The 17,246-nt window shown below is 67.5% G+C and carries 13 protein-coding genes; 5 read left to right on the top strand and 8 right to left on the bottom strand.

What is annotated here, in order from left to right; translation table 11 throughout:
• Positions 1–78: 78 nt before the first annotated feature.
• Both ACFTSF_RS31055 and hemW read right to left on the bottom strand, forming a co-directional pair.
• Entirely contained in the window at positions 79–1,389 is a 1,311-nt protein-coding gene (locus ACFTSF_RS31055; RefSeq protein WP_380157879.1) for an extracellular solute-binding protein, read from the bottom strand.
• Positions 1,390–1,625: 236 nt separating this feature from the next.
• Complete coding sequence (gene hemW, locus ACFTSF_RS31050) at positions 1,626–2,837, bottom strand: radical SAM family heme chaperone HemW (RefSeq protein ID WP_380157877.1); 1,212 nt, start codon at positions 2,835–2,837, stop codon at positions 1,626–1,628.
• 83 nt (positions 2,838–2,920) lie between these two features.
• On the opposite strand from hemW, the gene ACFTSF_RS31045 reads away from it, so the two are divergent.
• Entirely contained in the window at positions 2,921–4,933 is a 2,013-nt protein-coding gene (locus ACFTSF_RS31045; protein ID WP_380157875.1) for a DHA2 family efflux MFS transporter permease subunit, read from the top strand.
• On the opposite strand, the gene ACFTSF_RS31040 is transcribed toward ACFTSF_RS31045, so the two are convergent.
• The 3 genes from ACFTSF_RS31040 to ACFTSF_RS31030 all read right to left on the bottom strand — a co-directional run bounded on the left by ACFTSF_RS31040 (position 4,930) and on the right by ACFTSF_RS31030 (position 7,721).
• Positions 4,930–5,397 (bottom strand): hypothetical protein, encoded by a 468-nt coding sequence (locus ACFTSF_RS31040; RefSeq protein WP_380157873.1) that lies wholly within the window; start codon positions 5,395–5,397, stop codon positions 4,930–4,932. The two genes, ACFTSF_RS31045 and ACFTSF_RS31040, sit on opposite strands and share 4 nt — an antisense overlap.
• Before the next feature lie 42 nt (positions 5,398–5,439).
• Complete coding sequence (locus ACFTSF_RS31035) at positions 5,440–6,414, bottom strand: hypothetical protein (protein WP_380157872.1); 975 nt, start codon at positions 6,412–6,414, stop codon at positions 5,440–5,442.
• Positions 6,415–6,491: 77 nt separating this feature from the next.
• Entirely contained in the window at positions 6,492–7,721 is a 1,230-nt protein-coding gene (locus ACFTSF_RS31030; RefSeq protein ID WP_380157870.1) for an MFS transporter, read from the bottom strand.
• 163 nt (positions 7,722–7,884) lie between these two features.
• Between ACFTSF_RS31030 and ACFTSF_RS31025 the strand changes: the two genes are divergently transcribed.
• The 3 genes from ACFTSF_RS31025 to ACFTSF_RS31015 all read left to right on the top strand — a co-directional run bounded on the left by ACFTSF_RS31025 (position 7,885) and on the right by ACFTSF_RS31015 (position 9,540).
• Positions 7,885–8,790, top strand: a complete 906-nt coding sequence (locus tag ACFTSF_RS31025; protein WP_380157868.1) for a DUF929 family protein — start codon at positions 7,885–7,887, stop codon at positions 8,788–8,790.
• Positions 8,791–9,255, top strand: a complete 465-nt coding sequence (locus ACFTSF_RS31020; RefSeq protein ID WP_380157866.1) for a vitamin K epoxide reductase family protein — start codon at positions 8,791–8,793, stop codon at positions 9,253–9,255. It abuts the gene before it with no gap.
• A gap of 72 nt (positions 9,256–9,327) precedes the next feature.
• Positions 9,328–9,540 carry a DUF6458 family protein gene (locus ACFTSF_RS31015; RefSeq protein WP_380157864.1) on the top strand — a complete coding sequence of 71 codons (213 nt, stop codon included), beginning with the start codon at positions 9,328–9,330 and terminating at the stop codon, positions 9,538–9,540.
• A 208-nt stretch (positions 9,541–9,748) separates the two neighbouring features.
• Here the strand turns inward: ACFTSF_RS31015 and ACFTSF_RS31010 are convergent, their stop codons facing one another.
• Entirely contained in the window at positions 9,749–11,563 is a 1,815-nt protein-coding gene (locus ACFTSF_RS31010) for an AMP-dependent synthetase/ligase (protein WP_380157862.1), read from the bottom strand.
• Between the two features lie 108 nt (positions 11,564–11,671).
• On the opposite strand from ACFTSF_RS31010, the gene ACFTSF_RS31005 reads away from it, so the two are divergent.
• Entirely contained in the window at positions 11,672–13,255 is a 1,584-nt protein-coding gene (locus ACFTSF_RS31005) for a peptide-N4-asparagine amidase (RefSeq protein ID WP_380157860.1), read from the top strand.
• On the opposite strand, the gene ACFTSF_RS31000 is transcribed toward ACFTSF_RS31005, so the two are convergent.
• The gene (locus ACFTSF_RS31000) at positions 13,243–15,957 is read right to left on the bottom strand and encodes a BTAD domain-containing putative transcriptional regulator (RefSeq protein ID WP_380157858.1); all 2,715 of its coding nucleotides are present in this window, start codon (positions 15,955–15,957) and stop codon (positions 13,243–13,245) included. The two genes, ACFTSF_RS31005 and ACFTSF_RS31000, sit on opposite strands and share 13 nt — an antisense overlap.
• Positions 15,958–15,975: 18 nt before the next feature.
• Entirely contained in the window at positions 15,976–17,001 is a 1,026-nt protein-coding gene (locus ACFTSF_RS30995) for an aspartate-semialdehyde dehydrogenase (RefSeq protein WP_380157856.1), read from the bottom strand.
• Positions 17,002–17,246 lie beyond the last annotated feature (245 nt).

Below are 17,246 nucleotides of genomic sequence, written 5' to 3'. Positions count from 1 at the left end.
CCCTCCCCGTGTCGGTTGGTGTGTGTTCACACCGTATTACTATCCGGGGTTATTTTCTGTCCTACACCCCGAGTGGCGTCAGCCACTCGACCGCGTGTTCGCTGCCTTCTCGGCGTCGTTCAGTGCCTGCTGCCAGGCCGCGTCCGCAGGCTGCTTGCGGTCGTCGACCCGAGCGAGTGCCGCACTGAACACCTGGTTGATCTCACCCTCGCGCGGACCCTTGTGCTGCTTGAGAATCACCGCGCGCGCCCGGTTGACGAAGATCTGTCCGACCGGTGCATTGTTGAAGTAGGCATTGACCTGCGACTTCACCTGCGGGTCGTCGTACGCATCGAGGGTCGACGGGAACGAACCGACCTTCTTGAAGACCTTGACCTGCTGTTCCGGTGCGGTGAGCCACGCCGCCAGCCGGGCCGCCTCGGCCTGCTGCGGCGACTGCTTCGGCACGGTCAGGTAGGACCCGCCCCAGTTGCCGCCACCGCCGGGGAAGACATCGGCAACATCCCATTTGCCCTTGCCATAGCTGCCGGCGTTCTCCTGGATGACGCCGAGCAGCCAGCCCGGGCAGGCCATCGTCGCGAACGCGTCGGAGCGGAAGGCCTTGTTCCAGGCCTCGCTCCAGGCCGGCAACCGCGCGGACAGACCGTCCGCACTGCCTTGCACCACCTGGTCCCAGACGTTCTTCAGCTGCGTGTTCTCACTGCCGAGGAAGCGGTCCTGGTTGGAGTAGTAGGCCTGGATCAGCTGGTTCCGCATCGCCTCCCAGGTCAGCACCGCGGAGTCGTACCAGGCCGAACCCGGCACCTTCTGCTTGAACTTGCGGCCGGTCGCGAAGTACGACGGCCAGTCCGCGAACAGCTTGGCCACCTCGACCCGGTCGGTCGGCAGCCCTGCCTTCGCGAACAGGTCGCGGCGGTAGCAGATCGCCTCGGGCCCGATGTCCGTGCCGTAGCCGATGATCCGGCCGTCCTGGGTGGTCGCGCCGGAGACCTTCCAGTCCAGCCAGCGGTCCTTCAGGTCGTTCGCGCCGTAGTCGCGCAGGTCGGCGAACTGGTCGCCACGGGCCAGGTACTTGTAGATCCAGCTGAGCTCCATCGCCTCGATATCGGCCATCCCGGCGCCGCTGGCCAGGTTCGCGTCGAGGTTCTTGATGTGTGCGTCGACCGTTTCCGCGTGCCGCTCCACGATCCGGATGTTCGGGTGCTCGGCCATGTACTCGTCGTACAGGTCGGCGTAGCCGAACTCGTTGAAGGTCGCGATGGTCAGTTCGATCTTCGGCTGGTCGCCGGAGCTGGTCGAGTCGCCGCCGCAGGAGGCGGCCAGCAACGTCAGCGCGCAGCCGAGCAGTACGGCGATGGGGCGGTGGCCGGCACGGAATCTGCGCCGCATGAAATGGCTCCCTGGAACTGGACGGAGTTGAGAGCGCTCTCGGATCGCGAAAGTGAGCTGAGTTTCGAGCGTTCCCACCGGCTCTGTCAAGCCTTTGCCGATTACTCTCCGGTGCCGAAAGATGCAGGTCAGTACATACCAGGCATCGTTGTCACACTGCGAACCACGCCGATTACCGTCTGCTGAATCTTTACGTTATTCACAGCCAGTTACCAGGTTCGCGATAAGGCGGCTTGTCAGGGCAGGAGATCCCGGACCACTGCGTCGGCCAGCAGGCGGCCGCGATCGGTGAGCACCAAGCGGTCGCCGATGAGGGTGATCAGGCCGTCGGTGACCAGGGTGTCGACGGCGGCTCGGCCGGGGATGTCGAGGACGTCGAGCGGCAAACCTGCGGCCAGGCGAACCTCGAGCAGGACTCGCTCAATCCGGCGGGTCTCGTCGTCCAGGACCTCACGCGCGTGGGCTGGACTGGGACCGGTGGCGAGGCGTTCGGCGTACGCGGTGGGGTGCTTGACGTTCCACCAGCGGACACCGCCGACGTGGCTGTGTGCGCCGGGTCCGATGCCCCACCAGGTGTCGCCGCGCCAGTAGAGCTCGTTGTGGCGGCAGCGGGCGTCTTCGGTGCGGGCCCAGTTCGAGACCTCGTACCAGTTGAGGCCGGCCCGGCTGAGCAGGTTGTCGGCCAGCACGTACTTGTCGGCCAGGTCGTCGTCGTCCGGCATCGGCAATTCGCCGCGCCGAACCCGCCTGGCCAACTGGGTCCCGTCCTCGACGATCAACGCGTAGGCGCTAACGTGATCCGGGTCCGCGGACAGCGCCGACTCCAGCGACGTACGCCAGTCCTCGAGCGACTCCCCCGGCGTGCCGTAGATCAGGTCGAGGTTCACATGCTCGAAGCCCGCCGCGGTCGCTTCCTTGACGGCCTGCAGCGCGCGACCAGGGGTGTGGTGGCGATCGAGGATCTTCAGTACATGCGACGAAGCGCTCTGCATGCCAAAGCTGACTCGCGTGAACCCCGCCTCCAACAACGCTTCGAGGTACGCCGGATCGACCGACTCGGGGTTGGCCTCGGTACTGACTTCCGCGTTCGGCGCCAGACCGAACTCGTCGCGAACCGCCTTGAGCATCGCGCCGAGATCAGCGGCCGGCAGGAGTGTCGGCGTACCGCCACCGAAGAACACCGTCTCGACCGGCCGGTCGAGGTCTGCCAACACCCTGCGCGCGAGCCGGACCTCACCGATCGCAGTCTCGGCGTACGACGCCTGGGAGCCACCGCCGCCGAGTTCCTTGGCGGTGTAGGTGTTGAAGTCGCAGTATCCGCAGCGGGACGCGCAGAACGGGACGTGCAGATAGAACCCGAACGGACGGTCGGCCGCCTCGCGGACAGCGGCATCCGGCAGCGCCCCGTCCTGGGGCGCAACCTCCCCCTCGGGCAACGTTGACGGCACCCGCCCAGTCTACGGACCGCTTCTTGATCGGATCGCCGGGATTCCGTGGTAGCGGAGTGTGCTGAGGCCGTTACATTCGGCTCATGGAGACCGAGGCTCAGCCGGTAGGACGTGGCACCCGGAACGCCGTGGTGGTCGCGATCATGCTCGGGATGCTGCTCGCGGCACTCGATCAGACGATCGTGGCCACCGCGCTGCCGACCATCGTCAGCGACCTGGGCGGTGCGAACCACCTGTCCTGGGTGGTCACGTCGTACCTGCTGGCCGAGACGATCATGACCGCGCTGATCGGCAAGTTCGGCGACCTCTACGGCCGCAAACGCATGTTCCTGCTCAGTGTCGTGCTGTTCCTCGCCGGTTCGGCACTGTGCGGGATGGCCGACTCGATGCTGTGGCTGGTCGGCTCCCGCGCTATCCAGGGACTCGGCGCCGGCGGTCTGATGGTGACCGCGATGGCGGTTATCGCGGACGTCGTACCGCTCAGCGAACGCGGCAAGTACCAGGGCGTGATGGGCTCGGTCTTCGGCGTCTCCACCGTGGCCGGGCCGCTGCTCGGCGGACTGTTCGTCGACCACCTGAGCTGGCGCTGGGCGTTCTACGTGAACATCCCACTCGGCATCGTAGTACTGATCGTTGCCTCGATCACCCTTCCGTCGGTCAAGGCACCAACGAGTCCGAAGATCGACTACCTCGGCATCCTGTTCATCGGCGCGGCCGCGACCGGACTCACCCTCGTGACCACCTGGGGCGGCAACGAGTACGCCTGGGGTTCGACCGTCATCCTCGCGATGATCGCCGGCTCCGTCCTCGCTCTCGCCTTGTTCATCTGGGCCGAACGCCGAGCTCCCGAACCCTTGCTTCCCTTGCGATTGTTCCGATCCGGCGTGTTCACGGTCTGCTCGATCATGAGCTTCATCATCGGGTTCGCGATGCTCGGTGGTGTCACGTATCTGCCGACGTACCTGCAGTTCGTGCACGGCGCCTCGGCGACCGAGTCCGGGCTACAGATGCTGCCGCTGGTCGGAGGCCTGCTGGTCGCCTCGATCCTCGTCGGCCAGGTGATCAGCAAGACCGGTCGCTACCGCATCTTCCCGATCATCGGCACCATCCTGATCGGCGTAGGCCTCTTCCTGCTCTCGCTGCTCACCAACACCACGTCGTACGTCGAGACGGCCGGCTTCATGGTGGTTCTCGGTGTCGGCGTCGGTCTGTGTATGCCGGTCCCAACCGTCGTCGTCCAAAGCACCGTCGACTACTCCGACCTCGGCGTCGCCACCTCCGGCGTCAGCTTCCTCCGCACGATGGGCAGTTCCTTCGGCGTCGCCGTCTTCGGCTCGATCTACGCCCACCAACTTCCGGAGAAGCTCGCTCCCGCCGTACAGAGCGCGCAGATCGACCCACGCCTGGCCCAGACGGTCGAAGGCGTCCGGGGTTTGCCGTCGGCCGCCCGCTCGTTCATCACCGCGGCGTACGCCGACTCCCTGCACGTCGTCTTCCTCTGGGCCGTCCCGGTCGCCGCCCTCGGCTTCCTCACCGCCCTCCTGCTCAAGCAGGTCCCCCTTCGCGACACCGCCCGGATGTCCGCCCGCGACGTCGGCGAGAACTTCGCCGCCCCCGCCTCCTTCGACTCCGAGCACGAACTCCAGAAGCTCGCCGCCCTCGTCGTCCAGCACCATCAACGCAACCCCGCCCCCGAGGTCCTCGCCGAATCCGGCCTCCCCCTCACCACCGCCCAGGCCTGGCTGATCATGCGCGTCTTCCGCGGCGGCCGCGAAACCGGCGCCGCCACCCTCGCCGCGATGACCGCCGACCTCAAGATGCCCCCCGGCGTCCTGGAACCACTGGCCACCCAACTAGTTGCCGCCGGCTACCTCTCCGAAACCCTCGGCCAGTACCGCTTCACCCCCGCGGGCCTGGAAATGTTCCAACGCTTCGTCGGCGCCTTCCGCACCTGGATGCTCACCCGCCTGTCGGAATGGGACCCCGAAAACTCCGAAGCCTTCTCCGCCGCCGTAGACCGGATAGCCACCCAGATGATCGACCAAGGCCAATCCCTCACCACCGGCAAACACGCCGCAACCCTCACCCCGGTCTAAACCACCAGCAACACAATCCCCACCACCCCGAACACCGCGGTAACCACCAGCACCGCCGTCTCCATCCGCGGCTTGGGCCCGTCATCCCGGTCATAAACCTTGTTCGGCGCCCATTCCAACGACACGCCCGACCGTGTGGACAGCGACACCACCACAGCGATCCCCGCTCCCACCGCCAGCCCCACCGGCACACCCCGCTCCACCGGCACCGCCGTACTGGAAACCAGCATCGCCGCCAACCACCCGATCCCGGACGTCACCAACAGCCGAGGCCGAACCCGCCGCGCCACCGCCAACAACCCCAACACCCAAACCAACTCAACAGCCAGCCCGGCCCGCACACTCACCGGCCCGTCCGCCAGCACCGCAGCCACAATCCCGACGACAGCCAGCGTCCCGTTCAGCACACCCCACGGAACGCTCCCGCCGTCCGACCCGAGATACCGATAAAACCGTCGCAGCACATTCATCACCGTACGACGCCGCACCCCGAACCGCAGTTCCGACTAGCAGGGCAGGGTGCCTCGGCGGAGGGCGTGGTTGTTGGTGTTGTTGTCGTCGGACCAGAGGACGGTTTTGGTGCCGGTGGTGCAGGTGGGTGAGATGGCGAAGCCTTCGTTGTTGAGGTTGGTCATGCCGGCGGGGCGGTTGTAGGTCGCGGTGGGGGCGAATTTGCCGGTGGTGTTGAGTTCTAGGGTTGTTGTGCGGCCTTGGCAGCCGTTGTCGCAGGCGGCCCAGAGTCGGCCGGTGGCGGGGTCGAACTCGAGGTCCATCAGCTCGGCGAAGCCGCTTGGGATGGTGGCGACTCGGGTGTAGGTGCTGGTCGACTGGTTCAACGCGTAGGCGTAGATCGTGCCGTTGTCCTCCAGGCCGACGAAGTAGAGGCCAGCGCCGTGATCCGCGTACGCGGCCGGGTTGTACGTCGTACCGGTGCGCTCGTCGCGGAAGCCGTGGGCGGTGAGGAAGGTGTCGGGGATCCACGAGATCGCTTCGAGGCCGCTGTTCGGGTCGACGTCGGGGAGGTCGCTCGTGAGGTTCCACTCTCGGGTTGCGTTGAGCGTCAAGGCCGACGAGGAGCCGTCGTACCGGAGGACTTTCAGCAGGCTGGTGTTGTCGTCGTTGTTGTCTCGCTCGGTTGCGACCACGATGCCGTCCGGTGTCGCGACCACGCCCTCGGCATCCGGATCGCCCTTGCCGTTGGCGTAGCGCAACGTCCTCGCGCCCGACGGATCCGGCTTCCACCCTGCCCCGTCGGGAACCAGTCGATACGCCTTGCCCGGCCCGTTCTTCACCGCCCAGACCACACCTGCCGACTGGAACGACAGTCCGCTGAGATTCGTCCCGAACACGTTGCTGCCATCAGCCGTAGCAACCGCCGACCCGCCCGGCCAGGCGACCGGGGCACCCCACCCTGGCGACGTTCCCGCCAGCCCAAGTCCCGCGACAGCCAACGCAACCAGAGCAGCCCGCATCCGACTCATCTCAGTCCTCCCTCGACGACGGCAACCCGGCCGAGTCTGCTCGCCGTCGAAGGCTTCCGCCCGAACAGCCGACGAACTCAGGGCGTATGGACGGCGGTGGTGCGGCTCGCGCGGCGCCAGGACACGGCGAGCAGTACGGCGGCCGCGGTGCCGGCCAGGCCGAACCAGCCGATGGCGGTGGCGGCGTTGGTCTTGTCGGAGAGGATGCCGGCCAGGAGGGGGCTGACGCCGGTGGCGGTGGTGAGGCCGGAGTTGGACATGCCGATGGCTTGGCCGCGGCGGGCGTCGGGGAGGCGAAGCGTCATGGAGGTGGTGGTTTGCATGACGACGATGGTTCCGAAGGCGCCGGCGATGACGAAGAGGAGGACGGAGATGACGATGTTGGGTTGGAACAGGCAGAGCGCGACCGGGGCTGCGGCGGCGATGGAGAGCGGGCCGAGCAGTCCGGGGCGGCGGTCTTCGGGGACGAACTTGCTGAACAGGAAGGCGCCGATGACGCTGCCGAGCGGGTCCGCGGCGAGGATGATGCCGACCGTTATCGAGCTTCCGCCGAACAGGGCGGCGTACGGGGCGGCCATGCCTTCGTAGACGGCGACGAGGGCCATCAGCCACAGCATCAGGACGAGCGCGCGCATGCCGCGGTCGGCGAACAGCAGGCTCCAGGTTTCGCTTGCTGATGAGCGGCCGGTACGACGGTCGGCCCCTGCCGCTGCCGGGTTGGCGGCTGGGCGGTGTTGCAGGCGGAGGCGGATCAGGATCGCGGAGCCGAAGAAGGTCAGCGCGTCGATGACCAGGACGACGTACGGGTTGAAGACGGCGATCAGCAGGCCGCCACCGGCGAAGCCGGCCATCTGGGCGGACTGGATGGTGATGCTGCGGATCGCCATCCCGGTGCTGAAGCGTTCTTCGCCGAGTACGTCGGGGAGGAGGGCGAGCTGCGCCGATTTGAAGACCGGTTGGAGCAGGGAAACGATGCCGACGAGGACACACAGCGACCAGAACGGCATCGCCGGGATCGCGACCAGGAGGATCAGGCAACCACGTAGACCGTCGATCCAGAGGATCAGATCGCGGCGCGGGAAGCGGTCGGCGAGGCCGGTGAGGAAGAGGCCGCCGAGCAGGGACGGGACGAACGTCAGCGCGTAGGTCAGTCCGGTCAGCGCGGCCGATCCCGTGTCGGCGAAGACGAGCACCGACAGGGCGACGCGCGCCAGTTGATCGCCTGCCACCGACTGCAACTCAGCCAGCCACATCGCGCGGAATTCCGGTACCCGGAACACATCTCGATAGCTCACAGCACCCGCCATACGCCTGACCGTAGGTGGCATCGAGGGGCTCTTGAGCAGTATTCGAACCTCGTGGAAACCTCCCTTCGGACTGGATTTGAGGGCTCGCGCGGAACTTCGGAGCGTCACCGGCAGTTGTGCTCTTGGGGGATTCTGTAATTGGTGACCAGGCAGGAGAAACGGGATGAGCAGGCGGGTCGAGCAGAAGGCTCAGGCGCGTGAGCGAGTGGCGGCGTTGCGGGCACAGCAGCAGCGGGCCGAGCGGCGCAAGCGGCTGCTGATAGCAGTCGGCGCGGTGGTCGCGGTCGTGGTGGTGATCGGCGGGCTCGTGCTCATCAAGGTCGCGGGCGGTGGCAGCGACAAGACCGCGACCGGACCGTCCGGGACCGCCGACGCGCAGATCGTGACCGCGCTCAGCTCGATCCCGGCCGAGACCTTCGCCAAGGTCGGCAGCGACGACGTACAGGCTGCTCCGTCAGCGATCACCGCCCCCGCGCTGACCGCCGACGGCAAGCCGAAGGTGCTCTACATCGGCGCCGAGTTCTGCCCGTACTGCGCGGCCGAGCGCTGGCCGGTGTCGGTCGCACTGGCCCGGTTCGGCACGTTCACCAACCTCGGTACGACGCACTCCGCCGCGGACGACGTGTTCCCGAATACCCCCACGCTGTCGTACCACGGCGCGAAGTACACGAGTCAGTACTTGTCGTTCACCGGTCTGGAGACCACCACCAACGAGAAGGTGAACGGGCAGTACAAGCCACTGGACACTCCGAGTGCGGAGGACCAGAAGATCTTCGAGACCTACAACGCCCCGCCGTACGTGAAGAGCGGCGGGTCGATCCCGTTCGTCGACCTGGGCGGGAAGTTCGTCGGATCCGGCGCGACCTACAGCCCCGAGATCCTGGCCGGCAAGACGCAGGCCGAGATCGCCGAGGCCCTGAAGGACCCGTCGAACCCGATCGCCAAGGCAGTCGACGGCTCGGCCAACGTCTACACCGCAGCCCTCTGCCAGCTCACCAACAACCAGCCGGCAAACGTCTGCACCACCGACCCCGTCAAGGCCGCCGCCACCAAACTCGGGAAGAGCTGAGTGAGCACGACAACCGCCCGGGGATCGTCCCTGGGCACGATCCCCTGGCTGACGCTAGCCGTGTCCACGCTCGGCGTCCTCGTCTCGGCATACCTCACCTACGAACACTTCACCGCCGGTACGACGCTCGCCTGCCCCGAGACCGGTGTCGTCAACTGCATGAAGGTGACGTCGTCGAAGTACTCCGAACTATTCGGCGTACCAGTAGCCCTGCTCGGCCTGCTCTTCTTCATAGGCATGCTCGTCCTGTCCCTACCAGCCCTATGGCGCACGGCGTCCCCGTGGCCGGCCCGAGCCCGGCTGGCCGGCGTCGCAGTCGGCGTGGTCTTCGTGCTCTACCTCGTGTGGGCCGAACTCTTCCGCATCAACGCCATCTGCCTCTGGTGCACAGTCGTCCACGCCCTGACCCTGATCCTCTTCGCCCTAGTCGTCATCCGAGCAGCCCTGCCCCCGCTGGAAGACTGACCGGTTTAGCGAGGCGCGCCAACGGGGTACCGCATGGCTGTCCATCCCGAAGCTTTCTGCAAGGAGGACGCCATGGGTATCGGCGTATCGGTGTTCCTGATCGCGGTCGGCGGCATCCTGTCGTTCGCCGTCTCCGACCGCATCAGCGGCGTCGACCTGACCGTAGTCGGCTACATCCTGATGGGTGCCGGTGCGTTGGGGCTCATCATGGCCGTCTTGATCACCAGCCAACGCTCCCGCGCCGGCCGCACATCCGTCACGGAGCGGCGCACCTACGACGAGTGACCGCCGCTAGACGAGCGCATCGCCCCCGCACGCCACCGTCCGCCGCGGTGCGGTGTCGCCGCACGCGGCGTTGCGTTGGCGCGCGGTAGCGCGAAGTCGCGGCGGTAGCCGTGGGGGTGCTGGCGGCAGCCTGCAAAAGGTGGAAGGGGTGGGTGGGGCGCCGGCTGGAGCGTGCGACGAAGGAGTGCGCGTTGCCGGCGCGGGGGGACTACTTGTACAAGCCGTCCAGGACGTCGGCGTACTGGGTTTCTACGTACTTGCGTTTGAGTTTGAGGCTGGGGGTCATTTCGCCGGACTCGACGGTGAGGTCGCGGTCGAGGATGGCGAACTTCTTGATGGTTTCCCAGCGGTTCAGGCCGGCGTTGAGTTCGTCGACGTAGCCCTGGACCATGGCCTGGGCGGCGGGTGAGGTGACGATCTCGGCGTAGGACTTGCCGGCCAGGCCGTTGCCGGCGGCCCAGCCGGTGATGGCGTCGGGGTCCAGGGTGATCAGCGCCGAGACGAAGTTGCGCTTGTTGCCGTGGACAACGAACTGGCTGGCGTAGGGGCAGAGGGTCTTGAAGCGGCCTTCGATGACCTGGGGGGCGACGTACTTGCCGCCGGAGGTCTTGAAGAGGTCCTTCTTGCGGTCGGTGATGAACAGATAGCCGTCCTCGAAGTGACCGATGTCGCCGGTGTGGAACCAGCCGTCGGCGGTCATCACCTCGGCGGTCTGCTCGGGGAGGTTGTGGTAGCCGCTCATCACGCCGTCGCCCTTGATCAGGATCTCGCCGTCCTCGGCGATCTTGATCTCGGTGCCAGGGAAGGGCGGGCCGACGCTGCCGAGGCGGTAACCATCGGGGCGGTTCAGCGAGGAACCGGCCGCGGTTTCGGACAGGCCGTAGCCCTCGAGGATGAGCAGGCCGGCGGCGTGGAACCACTCGGCGAGCTGCTTGTCCAAAGCCGCGGAACCGGAGACGAAGAAGCGGATGCGGCCGCCGAAGCGGGCGCGGATCTTGGACAGCACGAGCTTGTCGGCGACCGCGAGCTGGGCGGCGAGCAGACCCGACGGCTCGGATCCCTTCTGCCGCAGCGCGGATGCCTTAGCGCCGACACCGAAGGCCCAATCGAAGAGCTTGGCCTTCACCCCGCCCTCGTCGGCGATCATCGTCTTGATCCGGCCGTGGGCCTTCTCGAAGATGCGCGGCGCGGCGGCCATGAACGTCGGCTGGACGATCGCAGCGTTCTCGACGATCTTGTCGATCCGCCCGTCGATCGCGGTCGCGAACCCGAGCTGGAACTGCACGGCGAGCAGCACCTGGCCGAACACGTGCGACAGCGGCAGCCACAGGAACTGCAGGTCGTCCGGACTCAGTACGCCGGTCGCCTCGACCGCCGCACCCTCGTACGTCCACACGGAGTGCGGGAGCCGGACACCCTTCGGCCGCCCGGTCGTGCCGGACGTGTAGATCAGCGTGCACAGGTCCTCGGGCACGACCTGCGCGATCCGGTCGTCCACCTCGGCCAGCTTCGCTTCGCCGAGCGCGTCGAGGTCGGCCAGGGTGATGACCCAGTCCCCGTCGTCGGCCTCCGGCGTACCGTCGATCAGCACGACCTTGCGCAGCGACGGCATCTCGGACTTGTGGTCACGCAGCTTGGCGACCTGGCCGGCGTCCTCGGCGAACACGACCTGTACGTCGGCATCCGCGACGATGTAGGCGACATCGGCCGACATCGTGGTCGGGTAGATCGTGGTCGTCGCGGCGGCGGCGAGGATCCCGGCGAGGAAACACTCGACCCACTCGATCCGCGTGCTCGCGGCGATCGCGACCCGCTGCTGCGGTTCGACGCCGAGCGCGATCAGACCGGCCGCGCGACGGCGCGCCAAGGTGTCGGTCTCGGCCCAGCTGACGGACTTCCAGCCGTCCGCGACCGGGTACCGGAACGCCTCGCGCTGCGGCGTCGCCGCGACCCGGTCCAGGAACATCTGGGCCATCGTGTACTTGCGATTACTGAGCGCGGCCGATTCGGCGACAGGCTTCATAATTGGCCTCCATCGGGGGTCAAGTGAACTGGACAGTAATGCAAGGTCCGCCGCCTGGCCATGGCACTCGCTTGCCCACCCGCACCTTCTCGATTACGTTTCCGCAACATGCGCATACGGCCTGTGGCTTTTGTCTCACTCTCCGCTCTGCTGCTCGCCCAGATCATCCCCGCGGCAGCCGCCCCGCCCCCGTCCGAGTTCGGCACCGACTACGACGATCCGCGGACGCCGGCCCCGGCCGTCGCCGTACCGGACACCAAGCACTGCGAGGTGGAGATCGTCCGGCACGGCTTCCGCAACTTCGACCCGTACATGTCGACCTACACACCCCCGGTCGCCTGCCAGGGTCCGTGGTCGAAGGTCGTGCTGCGGATGCACGGCGAGGTGAAGGGCGTCCAGTACGACCGCCTCGGTCACATCACGATCGGCGGTGTCGGCGTCTTCCGGACCTCGACCCCGGAGCCGAGCGCCGACGGCATCGCCTGGGATGTCGAGAAGGACATCACCTCCTACGCCCCGCTGCTCACCACCCCGCAGCCGGTCGTGATGGAGCTCGGCAACGTCGTCAACGAGACCTACACCGGCGTCCTCGACATCACGGTCACCCTCGACTTCTACAGCACTGGCCGCGGCACCCCGGCCGCGAAGACGGCGAACGCCGTACTCCCCCTGCAGGATCAGCGCCGCGAAGAATCCGACCTGATCGGTACGGCGACGCTCCCGCGGAACACGACCCGTTTGCTCGGCGAGGTGTACGTGACCGGATCGGGTGGCGGCTGCGAAGAATTCTGGGACACGTCGGCTCCCGCCGAGACGGGCTACTCCTGCCCGGACGGATCGCCGTACCGGGAGGTGGACGTGTCGATCGACGGCAAGCCGGCCGGGATCGCGCTCCCCTACCCGTACATCTACACCGGCGGCTGGTCGAACCCGTACTCCTGGCGCCCATCCCCCGCACCGCGTGCGTTCGACATCAAGCCGTTGACCTACGACCTGACGCCGTTCGCCGGGCTGCTCACCGACGGCAAACCGCACGAGTTCCGCGTCCACGTGAACGGCGTACCGGCTGGTCAGAGCGGCTGGTTCACCGTCCCGAACCTGCACGTCTGGACCGACCCGCACCGCAGTCAGACCAGCGGCAAACTCACCTCGTACGCCGTCGCCCCGCTGACCAAGTCGGACGAGGTGACCACCACGTCGGTGAACACCACGGCTAGCAGGACGCTCAAGATCAGCGGTTATGTCGACACATCGGCGGGCCGGGTCCGGACGACAGTCCAGCGCACGCTACGCAATACGTCCGACCACACCTGGACGGCCGGCGAGACCCACGACAGCCTGGACGCGAACTGGCGCGACACCTCGATCGTGACCAGCGGCGGCAAGGTCGAGCTCACCGATCTCGACTACGGCAAGACCGGCCTGCTCACTTTCTTGCCGCACGCAACAATCCCGAACGCCTACGACGTGGTCACCGACCTGAAGATCCACGACAAGATCCGCACTACCCGCGGCTTCACCAATGAGACGTACGACGGCCGCGCGTCCTGGATCTACAACGTGCCGCGCGACCAGCGGCACGCCACTGGAACGCAGACCGTCCGCTTCCAGTCCTTCGGAGCGAACGGCTGCTACGACCACACCCTGCAAGCCGTCAACGGCATCTACACCAAGGACTTCTACCGCTGCTGAGCCGCTTCGAGTGAGCGGCGAACCTGGTCGGCATCGGGATGGTCCGCCGCCTCGAGGATCTCGAGCGCGGCGGACCAGGATGCGATCGCACCGTCGCGATCCCCGGCCCGTTCCTGAACCCCGGCCCGCGAGGTCAGACAATCGACCGAGTCAAGCCGTCGACCGAGCCGGTGATGGATCTCGATGGCAGTCGTGTACGCCGCGATCGCCTCATCGAGCCGGCCGTCGGCGGCCAAGGCGTAGGCCAAGGTGTCGCTGACGACCGCCCGGCCGTACTCGGACTCCACCTGTTCGTAGAGTTTGAGCGCGTCCTCGGCGTACCGGACGGCGAGCTCGTTCTCGCCGAGCAGCGCGTGGTACCAGCCGAGGTTGTTCAGGGCGTTGGCCTGCGAGTCGTGCAGTTCGAGCCGCTCGTAGAGCCGCAGCGCGCGAGTGGTGGTGGCGATGGCTTCGCGCTGCCGGCCCATCCTGGTCAGCACGCGGCCGATGCTCAGCGAGCTGTGTGCGATCGCCTCCTCGTCGGCAAGCTCCTCGGCGATGTCGAGCGCGAGCTCGTGTTGCCGGATCGCCTCGTCCCACTGCCGCAACGACATGTGGCCGCGGGCGAGGTCCCGGCGGGTCTTGGCCTGCTTGCGGAGATCCCCGAGCCGCACCGCCGCCGCGAACCCCAGGTGCTCGGCCTCCAGGTACTCCGCGCGACCCGCGAAGTCGAGGTAGTCCGCGATCGCCCAGACGTAGACCCAGAGCAGATCGTCGGCCCGGCCGGCCGCAGCCCGCAGTACGGCGAGGCTGTTCGTCTGCTCCGAGTCGAACCACGCATACGCTTCTTCCCGCGTCGTCGGCAGCTCCAGCTCGAGGGACGGATCGGGATCGGGTACGTCGACCGGAAGCCGCCCGCGCGCGATCTGCAGCGCCGCCGCCACCCCGGTGTGCACGAGATACCCGAGCAATCGGATGAACGCAGCCTCGGCCTCCTCCGGATCCGCGAGTTCACGCGCGTACTCCCGGAGCAGGTCGTGCATCGCGTACCGATCCGGCGCGATCTCGACCAACTGATGCTGGCCCACCAGTACGTCGAGCAGCTGGCGCGCGGAGCGGATCGACGTGCCGGCGAGGGCGGCCGCCGCCCGCAGCGTGATCTCGGCCCCGGGGTGCTGACCGAGCAGCCGGAACAACCGGGCCTCCTCCGGCCGCAACTGCCGGTACGTCCAGGAAAAGATCGTCCGTACGTCGATCCCGTCCGCCACCGCCAGCGCATCCAGCAGCGCCTCGTTCAGCCGGGTCGCGAACATGCTGAGGGTCCATCGCGGCCGCAGGGCGATCTGGGCCGCGAGCAACGACAGCGCCAACGGCAGGCCGGCACACGCCGCGAGCAGCATTTCGGTGCTCTCGGCATCGGCCTGCAGCCGTTCGTCGCCAACCCTTGCCGCGAGCAACTTCCGGGACTCGGCCGGGTCGAGCGCCTCCAGCCGGATCGGCACCGCCTGCTCGGTCGCGACCAGGTCGCCCAGCTCGTTGCGACTCGTCACCACGGTGCAGCTGCGGGCACCGGTGAGCGGCCTGACCTGCTCCGCCGACCGGGCGTTGTCGAGGACGACGAGGACCGACCGGGCGGCCAAAAGGCTGCGGTACAAGGCGATCTGGTCATCGGTTGTCGTCGGCAACCGATCGGAGGGGATGCCGAGCGTGGCCAGGAACCGCGGCAGGATCGCCCGCGGGTCGGCCGGATCCGCATCCGGTGCGTAGCCACGCAGATCGGCGTACAGGGTGCCGTCGGGGAAGCGGTCCTCGACGCGGCGGGCCCAGTGGATCGCGAGGGCGGTCTTGCCGACGCCCGGCGGGCCGATCACGACACCCAGACGATTCGCGGCGACGAGGTTGTCGAGTGCGTGCAGTTGGTCGGTCCGGCCCGCGAAGCCGGGGACGGCGCTCGGGAGCTGGCGCGGGATCACCATGCTGTCCGCGTCGGTTGCGGTGAGCAATTCGCTGTACAGCCGCTGGAGCTCAGGCCCGGGTCCGACTCCGAGCAGGTCCCGGAGGCGGCGCGACACCGCGGAGTACGTCGTCAGCGCGTCGGCAGGTCGGCCGGACGCGTGCTGGGCGCGCATGAGTTGCGCGCAGAAGCGTTCCCGGGTCGGGTGGCGTTCGACCAGCTCGGTCAGTGCGGGGACGAGGGCGCCGGACTCGCCGTCCGTCAACCGCGCCTCGAAGGAGGACTCGAGTGCCTGCAGATGTTCCTCGACGAGTCGCGGGACGGCCTCCCGGGTCAGGGTGCCGGTGTCCAGGCCGGTCAGCGGTTCGGCGCGCCACAGTGCGAGCGCCTCGGCGAGCAATTCGACGCGGTCGGTGGCCGACTGAGCCCGCCGTACCAGCGAACGGAAGACCTCGAGATCGACGTACGACGGATCGACATGCAGCGAGTAGCCGCCGTCAACTGTGCGGATCAGCGTGCGATCGGTGTCGCCGAGCGCGGTCCGGAGCCGCGAGACGTAGATCTGCAGGGTGTTGCGCGGCGCGCTGGGCAGGTCGCTGTCCCAGAGCGTGTCGACCAGGTCGTCGATCAGGACGACCCGGTTGAGCCGGAGCAGCAGCGCCGCCAGCAGTACCGCTGGCCGATGCGCGGGCAGCGGAACGATGTCGCCGGCAGCAGTCCGCACCTCGACCGTGCCCAACAGCCGGAATCGCAGGTCCAGTTCGCTCACCTCCTGGGAGGCAGGAGCCTAGCGCTTGGCGAGTAGCTCCGCGATCTGTACCGCGTTCAGCGCGGCGCCCTTGCGGAGGTTGTCGTTGGAGACGAACAGCACCAGGCCGCGTCCGTCGGGAACCGACTGGTCCTGACGGATCCGGCCGACGTACGACGGGTCCTGACCGGCCGCGAGCAGCGGTGTCGGCAGATCGGCCAGTACGACGCCAGGCGCGGAACCGAGGATCTCGATCGCCTCGGCCGGGGTGATCGGGCGGTCGAACTCGGCGTGGATGCTCAGCGAGTGGCCGGTGAAGACCGGGACCCGGACGCAGGTTCCGGCGACCGGGAGGTTCGGCAGGTGCAGGATCTTGCGGCTCTCGTTGCGCAGCTTCTGCTCTTCGTCGGTCTCACCGGTGCCGTCGGCAACGATCGACCCGGCCAGCGGGAGCACGTTGAACGCGATCGGACCGGCGTACACCTTTGGCTCGGGGAGCGCGATGCCTTCGGTACCCAACGCCAGCCGGCCACCGACCTCGGCGAGCGCACGAGTCTGGTCCTCGAGCTCGCTGACCCCGACACCGCCTGATCCGGAAACGGCCTGGTAGGTCGAGACCACCAGCCGGGTCAGCGTGGCGGCTGCGTGCAGCGGCTTCAGGACCGGCATCGCGGCCATCGTGGTGCAGTTCGGGTTGGCGACAATGCCCTTCGGCAGGTCGTTCAGGTCCTCCGGGTTCACCTCGGAGACGACCAGCGGTACGTCGGGATCCATCCGCCACGCCGACGAGTTGTCGACCACCACAGCCCCGGCCGCCGCCACGCGCGGCGCGAACTCCTTGGACGCCGTCTTCCCGTTCGAGAACAACGCCAACTCCAGCCCACCGAAGTCACCCGTCGCCGAATCCTCCACCGTGATCTCACGGTCGCCGAACGGCAGCTTCGACCCCGCCGACCGCGCCGAGGCGAAATACCGCACCTCGTCCACCGGGAACGAGCGCTCAACCAGCAGCTGACGCATCACGCTGCCGACCTGACCAGTAGCCCCAAACACTCCAACTCGCATACCCCGAACCCTAACCCCGGCCCCTCCCCCGGCTCCCCCAATTTCGCCGTACGGACACCGCCGCACAACCCCCCAACTCAAGGGTCAACCCCTCAACTGGGGGTTGCCCGCTCAGATTCTCAGGGGGCAACCCCCGAGCTCGGGGGTTAGCCCCAAGGCCGGTTAGTTAGTGGTCAGGGTGGTGTGTCAAGGATGTCGATGGTGATGGTGGCTTTGTAGGTGGTGCGGTTGATTTTTGCTTGTTT

Origin of the sequence: Kribbella sp. NPDC056951, from assembly GCF_042674205.1 — a bacterium.
Classification (GTDB): domain Bacteria; phylum Actinomycetota; class Actinomycetes; order Propionibacteriales; family Kribbellaceae; genus Kribbella; species Kribbella yunnanensis.
This window is presented reverse-complemented; position numbering and strand designations above follow the sequence as displayed.

Coding starts and splice junctions, on each gene's coding strand:
- ACFTSF_RS31055 (WP_380157879.1), bottom strand. CDS start 1,389: ATGCGGCGCAGATTCCGTGCCGGCCACCGCCCCATCGCCGTACTGCTC.
- ACFTSF_RS31045 (WP_380157875.1), top strand. CDS start 2,921: ATGGAGACCGAGGCTCAGCCGGTAGGACGTGGCACCCGGAACGCCGTG.
- ACFTSF_RS31035 (WP_380157872.1), bottom strand. CDS start 6,414: ATGAGTCGGATGCGGGCTGCTCTGGTTGCGTTGGCTGTCGCGGGACTT.
- ACFTSF_RS31030 (WP_380157870.1), bottom strand. CDS start 7,721: ATGGCGGGTGCTGTGAGCTATCGAGATGTGTTCCGGGTACCGGAATTC.
- ACFTSF_RS31025 (WP_380157868.1), top strand. CDS start 7,885: ATGAGCAGGCGGGTCGAGCAGAAGGCTCAGGCGCGTGAGCGAGTGGCG.
- ACFTSF_RS31015 (WP_380157864.1), top strand. CDS start 9,328: ATGGGTATCGGCGTATCGGTGTTCCTGATCGCGGTCGGCGGCATCCTG.
- ACFTSF_RS31010 (WP_380157862.1), bottom strand. CDS start 11,563: ATGAAGCCTGTCGCCGAATCGGCCGCGCTCAGTAATCGCAAGTACACG.
- ACFTSF_RS31005 (WP_380157860.1), top strand. CDS start 11,672: ATGCGCATACGGCCTGTGGCTTTTGTCTCACTCTCCGCTCTGCTGCTC.
- ACFTSF_RS30995 (WP_380157856.1), bottom strand. CDS start 17,001: ATGCGAGTTGGAGTGTTTGGGGCTACTGGTCAGGTCGGCAGCGTGATG.